The 18,402-nt window shown below is 54.8% G+C and carries 11 protein-coding genes; 9 read left to right on the top strand and 2 right to left on the bottom strand.

All coding sequences use genetic code 11. The annotated features are described in order from the left end of the window. Nucleotides 1-134 precede the first annotated feature (134 nt). The gene (locus MKY64_RS00610; protein WP_076081645.1) at nucleotides 135-1,685 is read left to right on the top strand and encodes a DnaD domain protein; all 1,551 of its coding nucleotides are present in this window, start codon (nucleotides 135-137) and stop codon (nucleotides 1,683-1,685) included. An 18-nt stretch (nucleotides 1,686-1,703) separates the two neighbouring features. After that, nucleotides 1,704-2,663, top strand: a complete 960-nt coding sequence (dnaI, locus tag MKY64_RS00615) for a primosomal protein DnaI (RefSeq protein WP_340950433.1) — start codon at nucleotides 1,704-1,706, stop codon at nucleotides 2,661-2,663. Nucleotides 2,664-2,789: 126 nt separating this feature from the next. On the opposite strand, the gene MKY64_RS00620 is transcribed toward dnaI, so the two are convergent. Together MKY64_RS00620 and MKY64_RS00625 are read right to left on the bottom strand one after the other, a co-directional pair. Continuing rightward, a complete protein-coding gene (locus MKY64_RS00620; protein ID WP_036721951.1) occupies nucleotides 2,790-4,163 on the bottom strand; it encodes a glycoside hydrolase family 43 protein in 1,374 nt (457 codons plus the stop codon). A 208-nt stretch (nucleotides 4,164-4,371) separates the two neighbouring features. Beyond that, a complete protein-coding gene (locus MKY64_RS00625) occupies nucleotides 4,372-4,533 on the bottom strand; it encodes a YqzM family protein (protein ID WP_155991192.1) in 162 nt (53 codons plus the stop codon). 139 nt (nucleotides 4,534-4,672) lie between these two features. On the opposite strand from MKY64_RS00625, the gene MKY64_RS00630 reads away from it, so the two are divergent. The 7 genes from MKY64_RS00630 (at nucleotide 4,673) to MKY64_RS00660 (ending at nucleotide 18,343) form a co-directional block, all read left to right on the top strand. Continuing rightward, nucleotides 4,673-5,164, top strand: coding sequence for a GNAT family N-acetyltransferase (locus MKY64_RS00630; RefSeq protein WP_340950435.1), 492 nt, complete (start codon nucleotides 4,673-4,675; stop codon nucleotides 5,162-5,164). A 240-nt stretch (nucleotides 5,165-5,404) separates the two neighbouring features. After that, nucleotides 5,405-5,722, top strand: coding sequence for a thioredoxin (gene trxA, locus MKY64_RS00635; protein ID WP_036701616.1), 318 nt, complete (start codon nucleotides 5,405-5,407; stop codon nucleotides 5,720-5,722). Between the two features lie 178 nt (nucleotides 5,723-5,900). Further along, complete coding sequence (gene uvrC, locus MKY64_RS00640) at nucleotides 5,901-7,964, top strand: excinuclease ABC subunit UvrC (protein ID WP_340950437.1); 2,064 nt, start codon at nucleotides 5,901-5,903, stop codon at nucleotides 7,962-7,964. A gap of 742 nt (nucleotides 7,965-8,706) precedes the next feature. Beyond that, the gene (locus MKY64_RS00645; protein ID WP_340950438.1) at nucleotides 8,707-13,281 is read left to right on the top strand and encodes a galactose-binding domain-containing protein; all 4,575 of its coding nucleotides are present in this window, start codon (nucleotides 8,707-8,709) and stop codon (nucleotides 13,279-13,281) included. Then, entirely contained in the window at nucleotides 13,281-14,954 is a 1,674-nt protein-coding gene (locus tag MKY64_RS00650) for an extracellular solute-binding protein (RefSeq protein ID WP_340950440.1), read from the top strand. The genes MKY64_RS00645 and MKY64_RS00650 overlap by 1 nt, the downstream gene beginning before the upstream one ends. 65 nt (nucleotides 14,955-15,019) lie before the next feature. Beyond that, entirely contained in the window at nucleotides 15,020-16,576 is a 1,557-nt protein-coding gene (locus MKY64_RS00655) for a response regulator transcription factor (protein ID WP_340950441.1), read from the top strand. 6 nt (nucleotides 16,577-16,582) lie between these two features. After that, nucleotides 16,583-18,343, top strand: coding sequence for a cache domain-containing sensor histidine kinase (locus MKY64_RS00660; protein WP_340950442.1), 1,761 nt, complete (start codon nucleotides 16,583-16,585; stop codon nucleotides 18,341-18,343). Nucleotides 18,344-18,402 lie beyond the last annotated feature (59 nt).

Here is an 18,402-nt window from a genome sequence, read left to right on the forward strand (position 1 = left end):
TGGGGGGAGCCGTTTTTTTCTTTTTCCTCCAGAAGAGCCAAGGATTCATCTTTATTTTACATTTTCGGCCGGGTGTTTTGTGATAGAATAGAAATCTATATGAATTCGTATAGAAGAGGGGGAGGTATCCGCAGATGCGTATGAGCAACCTGCATCATTTCACTGAACATCACCGGTACTGCGTGTCCCGCGAATTCGGTCTAAGCCAGCTGGATGGACGTATGCTGGGCTCAGTCTATCAGCCAATGGTAGGCGCGTTCGCCATCAGCCTGTACAGATTGCTGTTCGAGCATATTCCGGCTGAATCTATCGGTTACTCCGGTGTGGAGCAGCAGCGCAGGCTCTTTATGACCCTGGGCGTTGAACCCAACGAGAAGGGCCGTAAATATATGGTAGACCAGGCTTCCCGGCTGGAGGCGGTGGGACTGCTGCAGACCTGCCGGCTGTATGCCGCGGAGAATGATGATTATATGTACGAATACGAGTTAATGCCGCCGCTGTCGCCGGCTGATTTCTTTGCAACCCAGCATCTGACGCTGCTGCTCCGGGATAAGATCGGCAAGTTCGCTGTGCTGTCGCTGCGTGAGCAGTTCTGGCACCGGGAACCGGAGGAATGGAGCGGGCGGTCGCTCGGGAAAGAGAATATTTCACTGCCCTTTTATGATATTTTTGAGCTGAATACCCATGTGATCGACTATGAGCTGGAGCAGGCGCTGGCCGAGGTAGCCTCCGTGCGTCAGCCCGGCACCACTCAGGCGGTTGAGCCGAATATAGCCTACAGCGATATTATCCTGCGCTTCCCGCGTGAATCGGTGAACCGTGCGCATGTTGAGAAGCTGCGTTTTGACCATAACCAGATGGGTGTCATTAATTATGTGGCCCGCAAATACGAGCTTGGCCCGCAGGATGTATGCCGTCTGCTGGATGAGGATGATGTCTTCACGCCGGACGGAGAGGTGATTCTGGATACGCTGCAGTACAAGGCAAGCCAGCATTTCCGTCAGGATAGGAAGCGTCAGGAGAAAAGAGAGATTGCTGCCGCCAAGGTAGTGTCGCTGCGCTCTGCCGCTGAGGAAGAGAGTGATCCCTCCGCAGTGCCGGTGGAGCAGGCTGTCGAAATGGAGTTCTATGTAGAAGTGCCTCCGCAATTTCTGTCCAAATGCGACATTCACCAATATAATATGATGCTGCGCAACGAGCCTTATACACGGCTGTTACAGACGTTCTTCCCGGGGGCGGTTCCGGGCCAGCTGATGGATATCTTCGAGAAGATTGATCTGAACTATAAGCTCAGCGGCGAAGTGATCAATGTCCTGATCCATTATCTGATGACGATGGTGGCCTCCGGCGGCGATCAGCGGATGAACCGCAACTTCGTGGAGGCGATTGCCTCCAATATGCTGGTGAAGCAGGTGAATACTTACGAGAAGGCCGTGCGCTATATCCGTGACCAGTCGAAGGTGAAGGGCAAGGGGGCGGCTTCCGCCTCCTCCGGCACAGGCACCGCGGGAGCCCGCCAGCGTTCGTATACGAAGAGCGGCGGGCGGTCCGGCAAGCAGGAGATTCCGATTGTGCTTGATGACGGCAGCGCCGGAACCGTATCGGAAGAGGAATTCGCGGCGATGATGAAGAAAGCGGCCGAGATCAAGGCCAGCAAGAAAAAAGGCGTTCTGAGAACGCCCTGAAGAAAGTGAGGTGCAGCGATGGAGTCCATGGGCGAAGTGCTGCGTTCGATGAACAACCCCGCTCTGCGCCAGCGCTCCCGTGACCTGGAGCAGACCCTGCTGAACCATCCCCTGGTCAAGGAGCTTCAGGCGGAGCATCCCGAGCTGGACGAGTCCCGGCTGCGGCTGCACTTGAGCCGGCTATACCAGTATGTCGAAGAGGACCGGCATTGCAAGAACTGCCCCGGCCTGGCGGCTTGCCCGAATGATTTCCAGGGGCATTACAGCAAGCTTACGGTAGAGACGGTTAATGGTGTAACGGATCTGTACGAACGCAAGACACCGTGCAAGCTGAAGATTGCACAGGATAATCAGGATAATGTCCGCAAGCGGATTCGCAGCTTCTATGTGGATGAGCGGGTGCTGAACGGCGGATATGATGAGATGGATATTATGGGCAAGGACCCCCGGCGGGCCTCAGCCGTGAACAAGATATTTGACTATATAGCAACTGTGCGGGCAGAGGGCCTGACTTCGCGGGGGATCTATTTGCAGGGCAGCTTCGGGACCGGCAAAACCTTCCTGATGTGCTATCTGCTCCATGAGCTGGCTATCTCGGGCTACAGCGGCGTGATTGTCTATATGCCGGATTTCATCGAGGAACTGAAGCTGATCATGATGGACAACCAGAAGCTGAAGGAAATGGTCGATACGATGAAGAATTGTGATCTGCTCATCTTCGATGACATCGGCGCCGAGAATCTCAATCCCTGGGCGCGTGACCATGTGCTCGGAGCGATCCTGAACTACCGGATGAACCGCAAGCCGACCTTCTATACCTCGAATTATCCGCTGGACGGGCTGGAGAAGCATCTCAGCATCACCAGCAAGGACGGGGAAGAGCTCTACAAGGGTCAGCGGCTGATGGACCGGATTGCCCCGTTCGTAGAGGTGATTCCGCTGCATGGGGAGAACCAGCGTGGCAGGGCCAGAGACTGAATTTTTATTAATACAAGCGGAAACGGCTTCGGATAAGTTATCGGGTGAAACATATAAATTCTATATTTTAAAACAGGGGACCACGCCAGCATCTGGCCGGGGTCCCCTGTTTGCCTGCGCTTAGATTTAGCTGGCGCTGAATTTCCACCAGTTGATATTGAACAAGTATCCGCTGCCGCCTGTGAATTTCAGGTAAAGGTCATGAGTCCCGCTTGCTCCACTGACCGTGCAGGTCTTGGTCACCCAGCTCTGCCAGCCCCCTGTATTCTGCACTGCACAGGTGCCGACCAGTGTTCCTGCCGGACTGTCCAGCCGCAGCTCAATATTACCGCCGCTGCCTGCTGACGCTACCCGGGCCTCGAAGGCTGCGGCTCCGGCGCCGAAGTTCACATTTTTGATTTTGAGATAATCGCCGTGATCTATGAAGCCGACATTCATTCCCCCGTCCGTATCTGAGGTGGTCTCGGTCTCTACCCCGGCCGCCCATGCACTGGTCTCGGCTTGTGTTCTGACATAGGGGTTAAGGGTGGCGATGGGCTGCGGCCCGGCGGTTGTCATGTTGATGACCGGGAAGCTTCCGTCCGCGTTGTAGGTGAATTGCTCTACCCCCACTGACCGGGTGAAGCCACCCCCTCCAGGCAAGGCACCATTATGGTAAAAGAAATAGGAGCGGCCTTTGAAGTCGATGATGCCCGGGTGATTCGTGAAACTCCCGCCCTGGGTGGGCATAATGACCCCTCTGTACTTCCACGGGCCGGTAGGCGAAGAGCTGGTGGAATAGGCGATATTCTCTGGAATGCCGCTTGCGGCGTAGACCATGTAGTATAAGCTGCCGCGCTTGTAGAACCAGGGTCCTTCTTCGTAGAGGGTCGGTCTGTCGGCATTGCCGTTTCGCACACCGAAGCTGTCTGTGGTCATAGGCACCTGGACAATACCCGTACTCTGGTTGTAGGAGATCATATCCGGGTTCAGCTTCACATATTTCAGTGTCGGATTCCCCCAGTAGAGATAGGCCTGGCCGTCACTGTCTACATATACCGTAGGATCGATGTCGCCCCAGCTGCTGGAGACGAGCGGCCCTCCGATAGCGTCCACGAACGGGCCGGTCGGGCTGCTGGAGACGGCGACGCCGATGGCGGGCCGTCCGAGCGAAGTGCTTTTTGCCGTGACATAAAAGTAGAATTTGCCGTTGCGCTCAATGACCTGGCTGGCCCAAGCTTCTCCGCTCGACCAGCTAAACGCCTTATAAGATAGCGGTGACCCGTGATCCGTCCAGTTCGCCATGTCCTTGGAAGAATAGACCCTCCAATCATTCATCGTATAGTAGGTCGAGTTGTCTTCGTCATGTCCGGTGTACAGGTAGACCGTATCATTGTATACAAGCGGGGCCGGGTCTGCCGTGTAGATGGTCTGTACAACAGGGTTGTCAGCGAACGATACCGGGGAATATAGCGCCGATGCCAACAAGCCTGCGACAGCAAGGCTGACAAGCTTTTTCATTCTTCCTTCCTCCTCAAAATAGGGTATAAGAGCGCTTTCGCATACAGAGTAACATGGCTCCTGTGAAACAAAAATGTGTTTTCTTTTTATTAAATTGTAAATTTATGTTATTGTTACTGAATCTCGATGGAGCACAAAATGAACGCAAAAAAAATCCGGCATCCCGCCCTGACCTGGGCAAAGAATACCGGACACTGCAGCTAAGCAGCTATTCGGACAAATACTTGATGATTACCATTCCAAAGAAGACCACGGTCATGAAGCCGGTCATTCCGAAGAAACCGGCCAGCAGATCACCGAGATCGTTGCGGGGCTCCTCATTGATATGCTCCCGCGGGTCACGGACCTGTGCGTTGACATTGACGTCCATTCGCTTCTTCCTCCTTGCTGTTGCATGACTGCATGAAGTGGGTTACAGTTATACATGTGAGAGAAGTCATTGACAATTAATGCGCTTTCTTCAAGTATACGAAGATGCAGGGAAGATGTAAAGATAGAAGGGTGATTTTATGATACATATAAGACCTATGGAACCGCAGGAGTATGATTTTCTACTGGATATGCATTATGAGTCCATTCATATTGAACAAGGTAAGCCGCCCAGAAGTGAGTTGCTGAATTCCCCGGGGATTGCGAAGTACAACGAACATTGGGGGAGACAAGGCGACAGGGCGATAATCGCACTGGTGGACAATCAGCCCGCAGGTGCTGCCTGGTACAGGCTGTTTGACGAGACGAACCAGGGCTACGGATTTGTGGATACCACAACCCCGGAATTAGGCGTTGCTATTCGGTCTGACTACAGGCAGCAGGGATTGGGAATCAGGCTAATGGAGGGCATCATACAGCAAGCCGTATCCGATGGATACCCGTCACTTTCGCTCAGTGTTGATCCGGAGAATCAGGCGGCCGTCCGGTTATATAACAAGCTCGGCTTCGAGTATGCCGGGACAGCCGGTACCTCGTGGACTATGAAGCTGAATCTCAGGGACAAAGTTTAAACCGTTAAAAGACAAATTAATTTTATGCAATATAATTTCTCGAAATATATAACAAATGCATTGTATTTATGTTATACTGTGGATGTGTCGGTAATTGATAATCTGGTTATCATATTACATGAAGCATTTTATCCCGCTATGATCTCGGAGTAAATTCTGCGGACTTGGCTCAGGCTATAGAAGCGGAAGTTATTTCGTACAGCTTAAGCTCAACAAAACTTTTTGAGGAGGAACAATATCATGGCTATCGTGAACGTGTCTGACCAATCCTTCGTGAATGAAGTGGAAGGTCAAGGTACTGTAGTAGTAGATTTCTGGGCACCTTGGTGCGGCCCTTGCAAAATGCTTGCCCCAATTCTCGAGGAATTGTCCACCGAGCTGGGTGACGATGTGAAGATCGCTAAATTGAATGTCGATGAGAATCCTGAGACAGCTTCCCGTTTTGGAGTAATGAGTATTCCTACTCTGATCTTCTTCAAAGACGGCCAGCCTGTTGACAAAGTCGTAGGACTGAACTCCAAGGACTCCCTTAAGAATATCGTAGCCAAGCATCAATAATGGGTTACAATCTGCTGTAACCTGGGCCTTGCGGCCCTTCAGACAAAGCGCCTTCGGATTACCGAAGGCGCTTTGTCTGTCCTATAGAAACGGATGTTCTATATTAAGGCTTGAATGTGTAGTACATTCTATTCTAAACTTACCTTATAACCGTGTAGTAACAGGTGGGGGAGAACTTATGGATTATATGGATAATATCCGCAACAAGCTTGCGCTGCTGCCTGATCTGCCCGGCTGCTATCTGATGAAGAATCAAGAGGGTACGATCATTTATGTCGGCAAGGCCAAGGTACTGAAGAACCGCGTGCGCTCTTATTTTACAGGCAGCCACAACGGGAAGACGCAGCGGCTGGTCGCCAATATTGTTGATTTCGAATATATCGTGACATCGAGCAATATGGAAGCACTCATTCTGGAGTGCAATCTGATCAAGAAGCATATGCCGCGCTACAACGTGCTGCTGAAGGATGACAAGACCTTTCCTTATCTAAAAATCACGAACGAAGCCCATCCGCGCCTGGAGGTTACCCGCCGGGTGTTGAAAGATAAAGCTAAATATTTCGGCCCGTATCCGAACAGCTACGCCGCCCAGCAGACCAAGAAGCTGCTCGACCGGATGTATCCGCTGCGCAAGTGCGGGGTGATGCCGAAGGAGGTCTGCCTGTACTATCACATGGGCCAGTGCCTCGCGCCGTGCGAGAAGGAAGTGCCGAAGTCCGCTTACGAAGAGATTATCCAGAACATCTCCTCGTTCCTCGGAGGCGGGCATGACGCGGTGAAGAAGGATCTGCAGAAGAAGATGCAGGAGGCGGCGGAGGAGCTGTATTTCGAGCGGGCCAAGGAGCTGCGCGACCAGATTCAGCATATCGATGCCGTGATGGAGAAGCAGAAGATCAATACGGCCGACACCAAGGACCGCGACGTCTTCGGCTATGCGGTGGACAAGGGCTGGATGTGTGTGCAGATTCTGTATATGCGGCAGGGGAAAATGATCCAGCGCCATTCGTCGGCTTTCCCGTTCTACGGAGAGGCGTACAGTGACTTCATGTCTTATGTGACGCAGTATTACAGCGACAATCCCGCGCTGCCGCAGGAGATTCTGCTGCCGGATATGGCAAGTGCCGGCATGGTTCCGCCGGAAGCAGGCAGCGCTGCCGGCCAGGGAAGCAGCGGGCTGGTAGCCGGTGGAATGCCGAGCGGCCAGGCGCTGATGGCGGCCTTGGGCGCAGAGGATGAGTCGGAGGCCGGAGAGGTGTCTCACGGAGCGGACGCTGGTGAGGTGCTTGCGGCTGATCCGTCCAGGGCAGCAGGGCCGGGCGCAGCGGCGGAAGCGGCGCGGGAGCAGGCGGAGCAGGATGCAGCCGCCGAAGGAACCGTGGATGCGGCCGGAGGCGCCGCCGCCCTGCAGGAATGGCTGGGCATCAAAGTGCTGGTGCCGCAGCGCGGGCTGAAGAAGCAGATGATCGGCATGGCCTGCCAGAACAGCCGGGTCGCGCTGAATGAGAAGTTCCGCCTGATCGAGCGGGACGAGGAGCGCACCTCCGGGGCGGCCAGCAGTCTGGGGCAGAGCCTGGGGCTGGACTCGCTGAACCGGATCGAAGCGTTCGATAACTCGAATATCCAGGGGGCCAATCCGGTCTCGGCCATGGTGGTCTTCATCGACGGCAAGCCTGCCCGCAAGGAGTACCGTAAGTATAAGGTCCGCACCGTACAGGGGCCGGATGATTATGAGACGATGCGCGAGGTGATCCGGCGGCGTTATGAACGGGTGCTGAAGGAGAATCTGCCGCAGCCGGATCTGATCGTAGTCGATGGAGGGAAGGGCCAGATCTCTTCGGCGATCGATATTCTGCAGAATGAGCTGGGGTTATTCATTCCCGTCTGCGGTCTGGTCAAGGATGACAAGCACAGAACCGCCCAGCTGCTGGTCGGCGACTCCGCCGAGCCGGTCTCGCTCGCCAGGGACAGCCAGGAGTTCTACCTGCTGCAGCGTATCCAGGATGAGGTTCACCGCTTCGCCATTACGTTCCACCGGGAGCAGCGCGGCAAGTCGATGGTCACCTCGAAGCTGGATTCGATTCCGGGCATCGGGGACAAACGCCGGAAGCTGCTGCTGAAGCATTTCGGCTCACTTAAGAAGATCAAGGAAGCCTCCATAGAGGATTTCAAGGTGCTGTCCATCGGCGAGAAGCTGGCCGGTCAGATTCTGGAGGCGCTGAAGGATGAGGAGCCGCCAATCTAAAATGGATTTGAACGGTAACGGAACAGAAGCCGGCCCCATGTGGGCCGGCTTCTTTGGGTCTGGTTAGGAATGGAGGGTATCTTCAGACATCCCGCTAGTCGTCTGGATGGCAGGCCAACGAGGGCTAAATGTAGTCGAAAAACCGAACACATTGGGCGGGCGCGAGTGTGTGGGCGAAATGTAGTCGGAAAACCGAACATATTGGGCGCTGCGTGGGCGCGAGGGCGAAATGTAGTCGAAAAACCGAACACGATGGGCGTGACGGGGGCACGTGGATCAAATGTGATCGAAAAACCGACTACATTTTGCAGGGATGAGGCGTGTGGATCAAATGTAGTCGAAAAACCGACCACAGTGGGCATGGTGGAGGCGTGTGGATCAAATGTAGTCGAAAAACCGACTACATTTGCAGGGAGGAGGCACGTGGATCAAATGTAGTCGAAAAACCGATCACAATGGGCGTGACGGAGGCGCATGGATCAAATGTAGTCGAAAAACCGACCACAGTGGGCATGGTGGAGGCGCATGGATCAAATGTAGTCGAAAAACCGACTACATTGCGTTGGGTGGCGCTGTGCGGGCCAAATGTACATAGTAGACTGAACACTATGAGCTGCTGCATAATTAGGTTAATCTTTACTTTCTGCATAAAATCGTTGATTTGTATAATTGCAACCGGTTTCGGTAAAGGGTACGCTTATCTTGAATCTATGAAAACGCTTATAAGAGGAGGATTAAAGAAATGGGATATTCAAAAACAGTAAGACGCAAAAAGGGGATCAATGGGACCGCTCTTTGTCTGAGCATCATCATGCTGCTGAGTCTCGTGCTGGCGCTTCCGCCAGGACCGGCGCATGCTGCGGACTCTTATCTGCTCTCCAAAGACCGGCCGGCGTATGCCTCTGGCACAGAGGGCAATAATACCCCGGATCTGGCGGTGGACGGCAATACGGGTTCAAGGTGGAGTAGCTCATGGGGGACGGACCCGAACTGGATCTATGTTGACCTCGGGGCAACTGCCGCCGTAGACCGCGTGGTGCTCCGCTGGGAAGGAGCTTACGCCAAGGCCTACAAAATCCAGGTATCCGCTGACGAATTGAACTGGAGCGATATCTATTCCACAACTACAGGAGATGGCGGTGTGGATGAGCTTACGCTCAGCGGCACCGGCCGTTATGTCCGGGTATTTGCCACGGAGCGGCACCTGACGCAATACGGTATCTCTCTCTATGAGTTCGAGGTATATGGCACCGGCGGCGTTAATCCTCCTCCGGTGGTTCTGGGGCCGAATGTGGCCTTGAACAAGCCTGCGACGGCTTCATCCTATCAGGTGGCCGACTATCTCCCTCCCGGCTCTACCCTGCCGGAACTGGCGGTGGACGGCAACCTGAACACACGCTGGTCCTCCAACGCTACCGATAATGAATGGCTGAGCGTTGATTTTGGCAGCGTACGTACGCTGGGCCGGGTGATCCTTAACTGGGAGGCAGCCGCCGGCCGGATTTATGATATTCAGGTCTCGAATAACGGAACCTCATGGACTACGATCTACCGGGAGCTTCACGGCGACGGAGGCACCCTTAATCTTCCCGTCTATGCCAGCGGCCGCTATCTGCGGATGAAAGGGATCAGCAGAGCAACCTCCTTCGGGTACTCGATCTTTGAATTCCAGGCCTATGATTATGTGGCAGGCGATCCTAAGCCGGTCTATAACATTCCGGCCCTGCCGGAGCTGACTACAGTGGCCGTGGGTCAAGGCAGTCATGCTGCGAATGACCTCTCGGTGCCCCAGCCCAAATATCCGCAGTATAAATCGGATGCACTGACTGCACCGCTACCTTCCAATGACTGGTGGCAGTCGATCATGATTAATCAGCTCGGCAACGGCATTATTACGCTTCCGCTCAAATCGAAATATACCAAGCAGGGCCTCAGCATTCTGAATCCGGGTGCAGGCTACTTAAGCGCCGACGGCAAGGCGCAGGAAGCCGCGGGAAGCCCGGACCTGTACCTGATGGCCGGCAATATTAATACCTCGGGGATGTCGAACCGGATTACCGGTTACGGCGACTGGTCGGCGACGGCCGTGTTAAGCGATGGCGCTGCGGAGAAGCTGAAGACAACGTTCGTCAAAGGCTCGCCTTATCTCTACTCGCAATTCAGTGATCCGTCCAGTCCTGAAGTGTATCTGCCGGCCGGGGCCCGCTTCTTCGACGGCAGCAATAATACGATTCTCGCTGCAGACGGCGCCACCGTTACAGCAGACCATATCGGCATTGCGGTCACCAATTCCAACGGGGCGCCAACGCCTGAAATGGTGACCAGACACTATGGGCTGTATGCGCCGGCCGGTACAACCTTCAAGCGGGTGGGCGCCAAGCTCAAAATTCAGCTGGGAGGAGGCCAGAATTACCTGTCCCTGTCGGCTCTTCCGGCACCGTCCAATCTGAATTATTTCTACCAGCACGGCTATGCCTTCGTGACGGACACGAAGGTGGCCTATACCTTCAACGAGACCACCTCCGATGTCACGACCACCTTCAATGCGGTGACAGAACTCAAGCGTTCGGGCTTCCCGAATACAACGCTGATGGCACAGCTTCCCCACCAGTGGAAGGTTACTACAACACCGTTGACTGCTGTCTCCTTCCCGTCCATCCGCGGAAAGATGAAGGTATCAGAGGGCAATTCGTTCGCCACTACTGATAAATTCTACGGCATTGTGCCGCAGTTCACCGAGCCGGGCGATTCCACCTATTCCCGTCAGGATCTGCTGAATTATCTGGCGTTGCTGGATACGGACACCGCCACTAATCTGATGCAGGCCGATGCTTACTGGCAGGGCAAGAAGCTGCACCCGCTGGCCATGGGTGTGCTGATCGCCGATCAGATCGGCAATGAGAGCTACAAGAATCTGTTCCTGTCCCGCATGAAGACGGTGCTTACAGACTGGTATACGTACACCTCGGGGGAAACCGATTATTATTTCGACTACAACTCCGACTGGGGTACATTGATCTATAAAAACAGTGAGTTCGGTGCGAACTCTGGCATCACGGACCATCATTTCACGTATGGCTATTATGTCTTTGCATCTGCCGTGCTTGCCACCTACGATACCGACTTCAGAAATAAATTCAGCGGGATGGTCGATGAGCTGATCCGGGATTATGCCAATCCGTCGAAGACGGACCCGAAGTATCCGTACTTCCGCAACTTCGACCCGTATGAAGGCCATTCATGGGCCGGGGGTTATGCTGACAATGACAGCGGCAATAACCAGGAAGCAGCAGGGGAATCGCTGTTCGGCTGGGTCGGCCAATATATGTGGAGCACACTGACTGGCAACACCGCCTTCCGCGATGCTTCCATTATGGGCTTCACGACGGAGCTTAGAGCGGTACAGCAATACTGGTTCAACTACGACCAGGATAACTGGCTGCCGGGCTATACGCATAAAACTGTGGGGCAGATTTACGGAAGCTCGAATTTCTTCGGCACCTTTTTCAACGGGAATCCGGTGTATGTCTATGGCATTCACTGGCTGCCTACAGCAGAATATCTGACCAGCTACGGGTTCGATACGGCTAAGGCGGCTGGATTATACAGCGGCTTCGTAGCCGATAACGGCGGGCCGGAACCGGACTGGTACCATATTGTCTGGCCGATTCAGGCGCTGAGCGATCCGCAGGCTGTGCTGAATAAATGGAATCCGGCATTGCCGCAACAGAACGAATTGTTCAACACGTACTGGTTCGTGCACAATATGGCCACGCTTGGATCACGCACCAAGGACATTTGGGCGGAGAACGGCTACAGTGCAACGGTGTATAAAAAAGGTTCCGCCTACCGTGCGCTGGTCTGGAATCCGACCAATGCGGCGATTACCGTTACGTTCCGCAATAGCGGAGGTGTTACAGGCTCGGCTATAGTCCCGGCCGGGAAGCTGGTGAAGGTGGACCCGACGAAGGTGACCACGGATACGCTGCTTACTCCGCCTGCCTTGACAGCTGACACCACCCAGAATGCTGCCGGCCAGCCGATTGAGCTGACGTTCACGGAGAATGCAGCCTGGAGAAATGCAATTACTGCGGTAAAAGTGGATGGAACTTCAGCAGCAGCAGCGGATTATACCGTGGAAGCCGGTAAAATCACATTGAACACCGCGCTGTTCCCCACGGCGAAGACTTACACGGTTACAGTCACAGCAGACGGATATACCGATACTTCGGTGCAGCAGGTCATTACCGGCGGAACACAGCCGTCCGGGAACCTTGCCCTCAATAAGGCGGTTACCGCTTCGGAGAATCCGAAGCAGCCCGCTGCCGGCGCTGTAGACGGAAATGCGGGCACCCGCTGGGAATCGGACTTCAGTGATCCGCAGTGGATTCAGGTGGATCTTGGCTCTGCCCAGACGGTCAGCCGTGTCCTGCTGAACTGGGAGGGGGCATATGCCAAAGCCTACACGGTCGAGACATCGGCAGATGGCGCGAACTGGGCAACGGTCTATTCGACAACCACTGGAGACGGGGACATTGACGATGTCAGCTTCACCCCGGTCAACGCGCGGTATGTGAAAGTAAACGGCACAGAACGCGGCACGCCGTACGGGTATTCCTTGTGGGAACTGGAGGTGTACGGCAGCGGCAGCGCCGTGACACCGCTGGCTCCGCCTGCTCTGACAGCCGACACCACCCAGAATGCTGTCGGTCAGCCGATTGAGCTGACGTTCACGGAGAATGCGGCCTGGAGAACTGCAATCACTGCGGTGAGGGTGGATGGAGTGGCAGCAGCGGCAGCGAATTATACCGTGGAAGCCGGTAAAATCAAACTGAATACCGCGCTGTTCCCTACAGGGAAGACGTATACGATTGCAGTAACAGCAGCGGGATATAACGATGCTTCGGTGCAGCAGGTGATTACCGGCGGCACACCGCCGCTTGTGAACCTTGCGCTGAACAGGGCGGTTACCGCTTCGGAGAATCCGAAGCAGCCCGCTGCCGGAGCTGTGGATGGAAACGAGGGCACCCGCTGGGAATCGGATTTCAGTGATCCGCAGTGGATTCAGGTGGATCTCGGCTCTGCCCAGACGCTCAGTCGTGTCCTGCTGAACTGGGAGGGGGCGTACGCCAAAGCCTACACGATCGAGACGTCGGCAGACGGTACGAACTGGACCACAGCCTATTCCACAACAACCGGGGATGGCGGACTCGACGAAGTCAGCTTCACCCCGGTCAGTGCGCGGTATGTGAAAGTGAACGGGACGGAGCGCGGCACCCAGTACGGCTATTCTTTATGGGAACTGTCAATCTATTAATGCCCAGGTCAGCGGCACTCCTGTTCTTGCTGGTTCTAAGCAGTCTTAGTGCCTGCTCGGACAGCGGCCGCTCCGAAACTACGCTGCCTGCGGGCCATCCTTCAGCCGTCCCCCTCTCGGAGCTGGCTGCCAAGGTGAAGCCGGTTCAGTTCACCGTCTTTGTGAACTATGACTGGTATACGGCGCCGGACTGGGAGGCCGGGCCGCATAGCCGGTGGATCACCGATCATCTGAAGGTGAAGCTTCTGCCGGTACCATCGAGCGGTGCTGCCGCCCAGAAGCTGAATGCGATGATAGTCTCCGATCAGCTTCCCGATGTGCTGGTTATGGATCGCGGCAAGGATGTGGAACGGCTGCAAAAGGCGGGCAAGCTGGTGGCGCTGGACTCTTATCTGGAGCAATATCCTGAATTCGCCCGGACGGTTGGTGAGAACACGCTGAACATGCTGCGCAGTGAAGACGGCAGGCTGTACCAGATTCCGAACTGGTATATTAACGGCAGCGGCGGCAGCGGCAACGCCGGTTTCCTGGTGGAGAAGAGAATATACCGCGAGCTCGGCTCCCCTAAGCTTGCGACATGGGATGATCTCGAAGCGTATCTGCAGCAAGTGCAGAGGAAATACCCGGATATTGTGCCGATCGACTTCGGGGAGACCCGGGACGGCGTGGAAATACAGATGATCGGCATGCTGTACAGCGGTGCGGCGGATAACCGGATGCCAAGCTTCATCTCTCCCGGTTCAGGCCAAATCTTCGGTGTGCCCTCCGGCATCCGGCTGACTTCTGTGTACCGGGACCCGGCATTCCTGGAGACGCTGCAGCTGGCGGCCCGGCTGGTCCGTCAGGGACTGACCTCTCCGGATCTGTTGACCGAGACACGGGATCAGGTGCTGGAGAAGCTGAAAAGCGGCCGGATCGCCGTATTCGGCGCTTATGACGCTGTCGTGGAAGGGATCGGCCGGGAAGCGAATAATCAGCTCTCGGCTAAGGACCCGCTGGACGGCTATGAGCTCATCTGGCCGTTGCACCGCGAAGGTGTTGATCCCGGCAAGGTCTACTCCTCCGGGTACAATACGCTGGGCTGGAATGTCAATGTCATTACAACCGCTGCCCGGGACCCGGAGGCCATTTTCTCCTATATGAACTGGGCGACGAGTCCTGAGGGGCAGCGTATTCTTTTCTTCGGGCCGGAGGGATTGTTTTATGATAAAGTAGAGGATGGAGTCCCCATCCCAAATGATTCCTATATTGGACGTGACTTGAAATGGTATGATGATCTGAAGATCGGAGAATTCAACTGGTACGGTAATACTTCATACATTGATGCTGCTAAAGCACAGCGTGAGAAGCTGCTGCCCGCCGGAGCCCGGGACTGGACGACCCTTGGACAAGCCAATATAACGTTCAAGACTTCGATGAACATCACCGAATTCTCTAATCTTGACCCGGCGCCTGCCTCGGAAGAGGGACTTATTCTGCAAAGGCTGAGGGATCAATATGCGCAGGTGGTGCCCCGGATGATTTTTGCGGCAAGTGATGAAGAGCTCCGGGAGCTGCTTAAGGCAGCAGACAGGGAAGCATCGGACCTGGGCTATGACAGGCTGCTGGCCTGGAAGACCGGAGTGTGGCAGAGCAATCTGAAGAAGATCAAGAATTACACACCAGAACAATAAACGTTTGGAGAAGAAGAGGGATACGTTATGTACCCTCTTTTCCGCATGAAGGAGTGCTGGTTGCGATGTACGGAGCTGTCTTGGTAGATGATGAGAATTATGACCTGGAGGGGCTGCGCTGCCTGATTCCCTGGAGTGAGCTTGGGATTGAAGTGGTCTGCAGTGAGAGCAACCCGCTTGCCGCTCTCCAATATATCGAGAATCATGAGATTGATCTGCTGATTACAGACATCCGGATGCCGGCGGTTTCCGGTATGGAGCTGTCCCGCCTGGCTCTGGAGCTGAACCCGGGGCTCAAAATCGTTTTCATCAGCGGCTACCAGGAATTTCATTATGCGAAGCAGGCACTCGACTTGAAGGCCCATGCCTACGTTCTTAAGCCGGTTGATGATGAGGAGCTGATCGGTGTACTGCGCACGGCTACCGCCGAGCTGGAGCTGGAACGGAGCAGGGGCCCGGAGGACGGCGGGATGATCGCTTCCTTCGATTTCATCAAAAATGATGTGCTGCAGCATCTGCTGGAGGGCAGCATTGACGGGGCTACGCTGGGCGCCTTCCTGGACCGGTATCCGCTCGATTTGGCCTTCTCCAGCGCTTCTGCGGTGCTGATTGAGGCCGATGATGTTCTGATGCGGGTGCAGGAGCAGCCGGAGGATGTCTATGCCGGTCTGGACAGGCTGTTTCAATACATCGGGACAGAGATTGACGCCGCCGCTGCCGGGAAATGGTGCCGGTTGAACCGTTCACAGCTCGGTTTCGTCTATACCGGGCAGCGCCTGACGCTGGAAGAGCAGCTTCAGCAGCTGGTGCAGAAGGTCCGTGAGCACACGGAGTATACGATCACTGTAAGTTATGGAGCAGAGGTGGGGTCTCCGGAAGGACTGGCCTCCTCCTTTTCCCAGGCGAAGGCTTATATGAACGGCAAAATGTTCATCGGCAAGAACAGGGTGATTCCGCCGGTGATGAGCAAGCCGGGCATGGTTCAGGAGATCAAGGAGCTGAGCGTTGTCCTGGAGGGGATGTTCGGGGCCATGGCGGCCTACAGGCTGGCTGATATTTGCGACTGCCTCGACGAGCTGTTCGAAATGGCGGCGCTGTTCGAGCATCCGGTGAAGGTCTATCATTTCTCTATTCATATCGTTACCCGGCTGGAGGCTTACCTGGGGACACTCAACGAGACCTACGAGAGTCTGCAGCAGATGGACGTTATTCATCATCTGGAGACCGTTGACGATATCAAACGCTGGCTCCGGTGTACCTTGTTTGAGATTTCCGAGCTTCTGTTCATGAAGAAGCAGCACAAGAACCGCCGGCTGATGGAGAGGATTGAAGCCTATATCCGGGAGAGGCTGACAGAGAATCTTACCTTGCGGGCGGTAGCTGCCCATTTTGCCTATTCGCCGAATCATCTCGGGGTCCTGTTCAAAGAGCACACGGGGGAGAGCTTCAATGAGTATCTTGTGCGGCTCCGCATGGAGAAGGCGATTCTCCTGCTCGATCAGCCTCAATACAAAATTTACGAGGTGGCTGATAAGGTTGGCTACAAGAACATTGCTTATTTCAGCAGGCAATTCCGGGAGTTTTTCAATATGACCGCAGCTGATTACAGAAAGCAGAGCTGATCCGGCATGCAGATGAAGCGTGCGAAATCCTTATACATTCCCATAAGCTACAAGCTGCTTATTTCTTATCTGCTGCTGGTGCTGACACCGATCATCGCGATCGGCAGCTATGCCTACCTGTCGTCTGTGCGTTCCACCGAGCAGCATACCAGAAGCAATCTGGAGGTGGCTGTCAAGCAAATGGCCAGCAACGTGGATTTCCGGCTAAAGGATATGGTCCGCAGCACCGATGAGCTGTATGCAGACCAGACCCTGGCGCGTTATCTGGCAGGCTATCATTCCGGCTGGGAGAGATACAGTATTATGTCGCAGTATATCCTCCCCAGGCTGAAGAATGCGGCGAATCTGCCGGACCCTGAGGTCGAGCTCTCCGTCTATGTAAGTAATCCTGATGTCGGGGAATTCTATTACAACGATAGTGCAGCAGAAGATGTCCGGAAGTACTCTTTGTTTCATATGGACCGCATTGAGGATGAAGCGTGGTACAGAAGGCTCGATCTGCATTACGGCTCCAGTGCATGGCGGCAGACGGGCAATGACAAGGCGGATGGCAGCATCTCCTACCTGCGGCCCCTGATCAACTACGATACCCTGCAGCTGAATGGTCTGATCAAAATGACGGCGAATATGAAATACATCTTCTCTGATGCAGTCTCGGGGCAGCTGGGCGAGGACAGCATCCTGTTCATCGTGGATAACGCAGACCGCCTGCTGTTCACAAGCTCCCCGAACGGGGTTATCCCTGAGCCGCTGGCTTCAGCCGCTTCAGGTTATATTAAGCAGCCCGGTTCTTATATGCAGATCAAACAGCCGGTTACCAATATGCCGGCCAGTGTAGTGGCCTGGATTCCATATGCTTCGCTGCAGAAGAATTCACAGCAGGTCCGCAATGTGACCATCGGCATCTGTCTGGTTACCCTGGTGCTGCTCTTTCTGATCAGTCTGGCGATGTCCCAGTATTTCTCGCGGAGCTTCCAGAAGCTGGTGTCTTCCCTGAAATCTTTTCAGGAAGGGGACTTCCACAAGCGGATGCCGGTCCGGGGCAATGATGAGTTTGCGGAGATCGGCAGTGCTTTTAACGAGATGGCTTCAACCATTCAGCGGTTAATCGATGAGGTCTATGTCGTCAGTCTGGAGAAAAAGGAGACCGAGCTGCAGGTGCTGCATTCCCAGATGAACCCGCATTTCCTGTATAACACCTTCTCTTCCATCAGCCGGATGGCCAAGCTCGGGGAGATTGATAAGCTGCATGAGGTCATCCGTTCACTGGCCCGGTTCTACCGGCTGACGCTGCACCGGGGGGAGATGATTATTCCCGTGGAGCAGGAGCTGCAGATCGCGGAATCGTATCTCGACATTCAGCGGATTAAGAATGCGGACCGGATTCATGTGGCCTATGCTGTAGCGCCGGAGGTGCTGGAGAGCGAGAGCGTGAAATTTATTCTGCAGCCGTTTGTGGAGAATGCGCTGGAGCATGCCTGGTATGACGATGAAATCTCCCTGGTTATCCGTGCTTACATGGAAGAGGGGGATGTGGTCTTTGAAGTGGAGGATAACGGGCTGGGGATGAAGGAGGAGCTGATCGGACAGATTCTTGAGCCTGCGGGCCAGGGGATCGGCTACGGTATCCGCAACGTGGACCAGCGGATCAAGCTGCAGTACGGCAGACCGTATGGCGTAGCTATTCACAGCTCTCTGGGCGAAGGAACGCTGATCCGGCTCCGCTTTCCTTACCGTCCGTATCATTCTGTGCCGGAAGAGTCATGACAGCTATAGCTATACAGCAGCAGCGGCTGCGCTTTCCCTGATCAGGAGGCGCAGCCGCT

Origin of the sequence: Paenibacillus sp. FSL R7-0210, from assembly GCF_038009085.1 — a bacterium.
GTDB classification, from domain to species: domain Bacteria; phylum Bacillota; class Bacilli; order Paenibacillales; family Paenibacillaceae; genus Paenibacillus_AQ; species Paenibacillus_AQ silagei.

Excerpts from the sequence above, each read along its gene's own strand:
- MKY64_RS00610 (WP_076081645.1), top strand. The coding sequence starts at position 135 with ATGCGTATGAGCAACCTGCATCATTTCACTGAACATCACCGGTACTGC.
- dnaI (WP_340950433.1), top strand. The coding sequence starts at position 1,704 with ATGGAGTCCATGGGCGAAGTGCTGCGTTCGATGAACAACCCCGCTCTG.
- MKY64_RS00620 (WP_036721951.1), bottom strand. The coding sequence starts at position 4,163 with ATGAAAAAGCTTGTCAGCCTTGCTGTCGCAGGCTTGTTGGCATCGGCG.
- MKY64_RS00625 (WP_155991192.1), bottom strand. The coding sequence starts at position 4,533 with ATGGACGTCAATGTCAACGCACAGGTCCGTGACCCGCGGGAGCATATC.
- MKY64_RS00630 (WP_340950435.1), top strand. The coding sequence starts at position 4,673 with ATGATACATATAAGACCTATGGAACCGCAGGAGTATGATTTTCTACTG.
- trxA (WP_036701616.1), top strand. The coding sequence starts at position 5,405 with ATGGCTATCGTGAACGTGTCTGACCAATCCTTCGTGAATGAAGTGGAA.
- uvrC (WP_340950437.1), top strand. The coding sequence starts at position 5,901 with ATGGATTATATGGATAATATCCGCAACAAGCTTGCGCTGCTGCCTGAT.
- MKY64_RS00645 (WP_340950438.1), top strand. The coding sequence starts at position 8,707 with ATGGGATATTCAAAAACAGTAAGACGCAAAAAGGGGATCAATGGGACC.
- MKY64_RS00650 (WP_340950440.1), top strand. The coding sequence starts at position 13,281 with ATGCCCAGGTCAGCGGCACTCCTGTTCTTGCTGGTTCTAAGCAGTCTT.
- MKY64_RS00655 (WP_340950441.1), top strand. The coding sequence starts at position 15,020 with ATGTACGGAGCTGTCTTGGTAGATGATGAGAATTATGACCTGGAGGGG.
- MKY64_RS00660 (WP_340950442.1), top strand. The coding sequence starts at position 16,583 with ATGCAGATGAAGCGTGCGAAATCCTTATACATTCCCATAAGCTACAAG.